The sequence below is a fragment of the Rathayibacter tanaceti genome (assembly GCF_001634385.1).
Lineage (GTDB): Bacteria > Actinomycetota > Actinomycetes > Actinomycetales > Microbacteriaceae > Rathayibacter > Rathayibacter tanaceti.
The window spans coordinates 1-4,100 of the sequence record NZ_LIIN01000174.1 but is presented as its reverse complement, the minus strand read 5'-3'; the positions used below and the strand labels follow the sequence as shown (position 1 = coordinate 4,100).

Here is a 4,100-nt window from a genome sequence, read left to right as displayed (position 1 = left end):
GCTCAGTCATGAGGCTCGGTCGGCTCCCCCGCCGTCTCGCGGGCGCGCCGCTCCCCCGCTGCCGGTACCGCGGGCTCCTCGCCCGCAGAGCCCTCCGCGAGCGAAGCGCCCGCGTGCCCCTCGTCGCGTGACTCGCCGTCCGGCTCCTCCGGGGGCGGCGCGATGGCCGCAGGGCCCTCGGTCACCAGGAGGTGGAACTCGGCCGCGGTGATGATCCGCAGCCCCAGAGCCTCGGCCTTGCCGAGCTTGCTGCCCGCTCCCGGACCAGCGGCCACGTAGTCGGTCTTCTTCGAGACGCTCGAGCCCGCCTTGCCGCCGGCCGCGAGGATCGCCTCCTGAGCGCCCTCGCGGGAGTAGCCCTCGAGGCTGCCGGTCGCGACCACGGTGACGCCGGCGAGCACGCCGCCCGCCGCATCGGCCGCCCCGGGGCCGGGATGGCCCGGAGTGGAGAAGCGCACACCCGCTGCTGCCCAGCGCTCGACGATCTCGACGTGCCAGCCGACCTCGAACCAGGCGAGCAGGGCGTCGGCGATGATCCCGCCGACCCCGTCGACGGCCGCGAGCTCGTCGCGGCTCGCCGACCGGATCGCATCGAGCGAGCCGAAGTAGCCGGCCAGCGCGCGCGCCGCGACCGGTCCGACGTGCCGGATGCTGAGCGAGACGAGCAGCCGCCACAGCTCCTTCGTCTTCGCGCGCTCGATGTTCTCGATCAGGCGCAGGGCATTGGTCGAGGGCACCGAGGAGGGGTCACCGGCGAACGGCCCCGCGCCCGGCTCGAACGGCCCGTCCTTCGCCGGCTGCCGCTTGCGCTTGAACGGAGTGACGACCTTCGGCGCGCCGGAGGCGTCGAGCTTCTGCAGACCCGTCTCGGAGTCGCGCACGACGACCTCGATCGGGAAGATGTCGGCCACCGTGAGCTCGAAGAGCCCCGCCTCGGTGCGCAGCGGCGGCCGAGCCGGCACGAGCGGCTGGGTGAGCGCGGCGGCGCTCACCTCGCCGAGCGCTTCGATGTCGAGAGCCCCACGGCTACCGATGTGCTCCACGCGGCCGCGTACCTGTGCGGGGCACGACTCGGCGTTGGGGCAGCGGAGGTCGACGTCGCCCTCCTTGGCGGGGGCCAGCGTCGTCCCGCACTCGGGGCACTGCGTCGGCATCACGAACTCGCGCTCGCTGCCGTCGCGCAGCTCGACCACGGGGCCGAGTACCTCGGGGATCACATCGCCCGCCTTGCGCAGCACGACGGTGTCGCCGATCAGCACGCCCTTGGCCTTCACGACGTCGGCGTTGTGCAGCGTGGCCTGGCGGACCTCGGACCCGGCGACCTTCACCTTCGTCATCTGCGCGAACGGAGTCGCCCGGCCCGTGCGGCCGACGCTCACGACGATGTCGAGGAGCCTCGTGTGGACCTCCTCGGGCGGGTACTTGTACGCGATCGCCCAGCGCGGGGCTCTGCTCGTCGCACCGAGCTCGTCGTGCAGGTCGAGCTCGTCGACCTTGACGACGACACCGTCGATCTCGTGCTCGACCGAGTGCCGGTCGCGACCGTAGCGCTCGACGAACGCGAGCACCTCCTCGAGCGACGCGGAGACCTGGTTGTACCGGCTGACGGGCAGGCCCCAGGTGGAGAGCAGGCCGTAGACCTCGGACTGCGTGGCCACGGGCGGATCGGGCCAGGCGCCGATCCCGTGCACGAAGAGTGCGAGCGACGCCACCCGGGCCTCGCCCGCACGCAGATCGAGGCCGGCCTTCTTGTCGAGCTGCTGGCGGAGTCCGCCGCTCGCGGCGTTGCGCGGGTTGGCGAAGGTCGGGAAACGGCGAAGGGCGCTCGCGCGCGCCTTCTGCTCCTCGAAGTCGCCCCGGGTGGAGGCCGGCCGGGCCGACCAGCGCGCTCGCGCCTCCTCGACGGCCTCGTCGCGCAGCCGCTCCTGCAGCGCGTTGAGCTCGGCGAACGCGGCCACCGGGATGAACACCTCGCCGCGGACCTCGACGAGCGCCGGGTGCCCCTCGCCGGCCAGGCGCTCGGGTATGCGCTCGACCTGGACGGCGTTGACCGTCACGTCCTCCCCCGTGCGCCCGTCGCCGCGCGTGGCCGCCGTGGTGAGGCGCCCGTGCTCGTAGCGCAGGGAGATCGCAAGACCGTCGATTTTGAGCTCCGTCAGCCAGGCGATCGGGCGATCGGCCGAGGCCACCGTCTTCTCGCACCACTCGCGCAGCTCCTCGGCCGAGAACACGTTGTCGAGAGACAGCATCCGCTCGGCGTGGTCGATCGGGGCCAGCCCGGCGCCCACGATCCCGCCCACGGTCTGCGTCGGCGAGTCCTCGGCGGCGAGCTCGGGGTGCTCGGCCTCGAGTTCCGCGAGCCGGCGCACGAGCGCGTCGTACGCGGCGTCGGCGAGCGGGGAGGAGTCGGCCGCGTAGTAGGCGTCGCTCGCCGCGCGGATGCTCGCCCGCAGCTCCTCGACGCGGGCGGCCGCATCGACGGGAGCGACGCCCTCGACCGGCCCCGCCCCGGCGCTCATCGGACGACCGCCTCGGCGGCGGACGTGCGGTCGATCGTGCACTGACCCAGCACCCGCGTGCCGAGGTAGACGACGGCGGTCTGGCCGGGCGCGACACCGTCGAGAGGGGAGTCGGGAGCGATCACGAGTTCCACCCTGCCATCGACCTCCGACACCCGGGCGACGGCCGGAACGGGATCGGCGTGCGCTCGGATCTGCACCTCGCAGCGGAACGGGGCCGACGCGTCCTCGGGCGGCGCGCCTGCCCAGCTGTACCGGGAGCCGGCGATCTCGCCGATCCGCAGCGCCTCGCGCGGACCCACCACGACCTCGTTGGTGACGGGGCGGACCTCGAGCACGAAGCGCGGTCGGCCGTCCGGCGCGGGGACTCCCAGACGCAGCCCGCGCCGCTGCCCCACCGTGTAGCCGTGGGCACCCTCGTGTGAGCCCACGACTGCCCCCTCACGGTCGACGATCGCGCCCGTCTCCGGCGCGACCCGCTCGGCCAGCCAGCCGCGGGTGTCGCCGTCCGGGATGAAACAGATGTCGTAGCTGTCCGGCTTGCTCGCGACGCTGAGGCCGCGGCGCGCCGCCTCCGCCCGGACGATCGCCTTCGAGGGGGTCGAGCCGAGCGGGAACATCGAGTGCCGAAGCTGCTGCGCGGTGAGCACGCCGAGGACGTAAGACTGGTCCTTCGCCTCATCGCTCGCGCGGTGCAGCTCGAGCGCGCCGTCGGCACCGGTGCGGAGCGACGCATAGTGGCCGGTGCAGACGGCGTCGAAGCCGAGGTCGAGCGCCTTCTCGAGCAGCGCGGCGAACTTGATCCGCTCGTTGCAGCGCATGCAGGGGTTGGGGGTGCGCCCGGCCGAGTACTCGGCAACGAAGTCGTCGACCACGTCCGCTGCGAAGCGCTCGGAGAAGTCCCACACGTAGTACGGGATGCCGAGGACGTTCGCCGCGCGCTGCGCGTCCATCGAGTCCTCGACGGTGCAGCAGCCGCGACTGCCCGTGCGCAGGGTGCCGGGCATCCTGCTCAGCGCGAGGTGGACGCCGACCACGTCGTGCCCCGCCTCCACCGCGCGTGCCGCGGCCACCGCCGAGTCCACTCCACCACTCATCGCCGCAAGAACCTTCACCGTGCGAGTCTACGTTTCGCGCTCCGCCGGCACGAGCGCCCGGATCAGCCGGCGGGGAGCACCGCGCGGTTCGAGAGCCCGGCCCGCGCAGCCCGCGCGTACGCCTCCGGCAGTGCAGCGAGCACTGCGTCGACATCGGCAGCGGCGGACGTGTGACCGAGCGTCATCCGCAGCACACCGCGAGCCTCGTCCTCTGAGCGGCCGAGAGCGAGCACGACGTGCGAGGGCTCGGGGATGCCGGCCGTGCAGGCCGAGCCCGTCGACACCGAGATCCCGGCCGTGTCGAGGAGGAAGAGGAGAGAGTCGCCCTGCGCGCCCGGGAAGGCGAGGTGAGCGTTGTTCGCGACGCGGCGTCCGGAGCCGAGGGGCGGTCCGGTCAGCGTCGCACCGGGAACGGCGGCGAGGGCTCCCGCCACCAGCCGGTCGCGGAGGAGGGCGAGCCGCCGGGCCTCGGCCGGACACTCCG

The 4,100-nt window shown here is 73.5% G+C and carries 3 protein-coding genes; all 3 read right to left on the bottom strand.

The features are described 5' to 3' along the window. Nucleotides 1-2 precede the first annotated feature (2 nt). Entirely contained in the window at nt 3-2,519 is a 2,517-nt protein-coding gene (gene ligA, locus ACH61_RS14190; RefSeq protein WP_082845296.1) for an NAD-dependent DNA ligase LigA, read from the bottom strand. Beyond that, complete coding sequence (mnmA, locus tag ACH61_RS14185; RefSeq protein WP_199220809.1) at nt 2,516-3,634, bottom strand: tRNA 2-thiouridine(34) synthase MnmA; 1,119 nt, start codon at nt 3,632-3,634, stop codon at nt 2,516-2,518. Before mnmA ends, ligA begins: the two co-directional genes overlap by 4 nt. Before the next feature lie 44 nt (nt 3,635-3,678). Next, a partial coding sequence (locus ACH61_RS14180; protein ID WP_153038906.1) for an aminotransferase class V-fold PLP-dependent enzyme occupies nt 3,679-4,100 on the bottom strand: 422 nt, incomplete at its 5' end.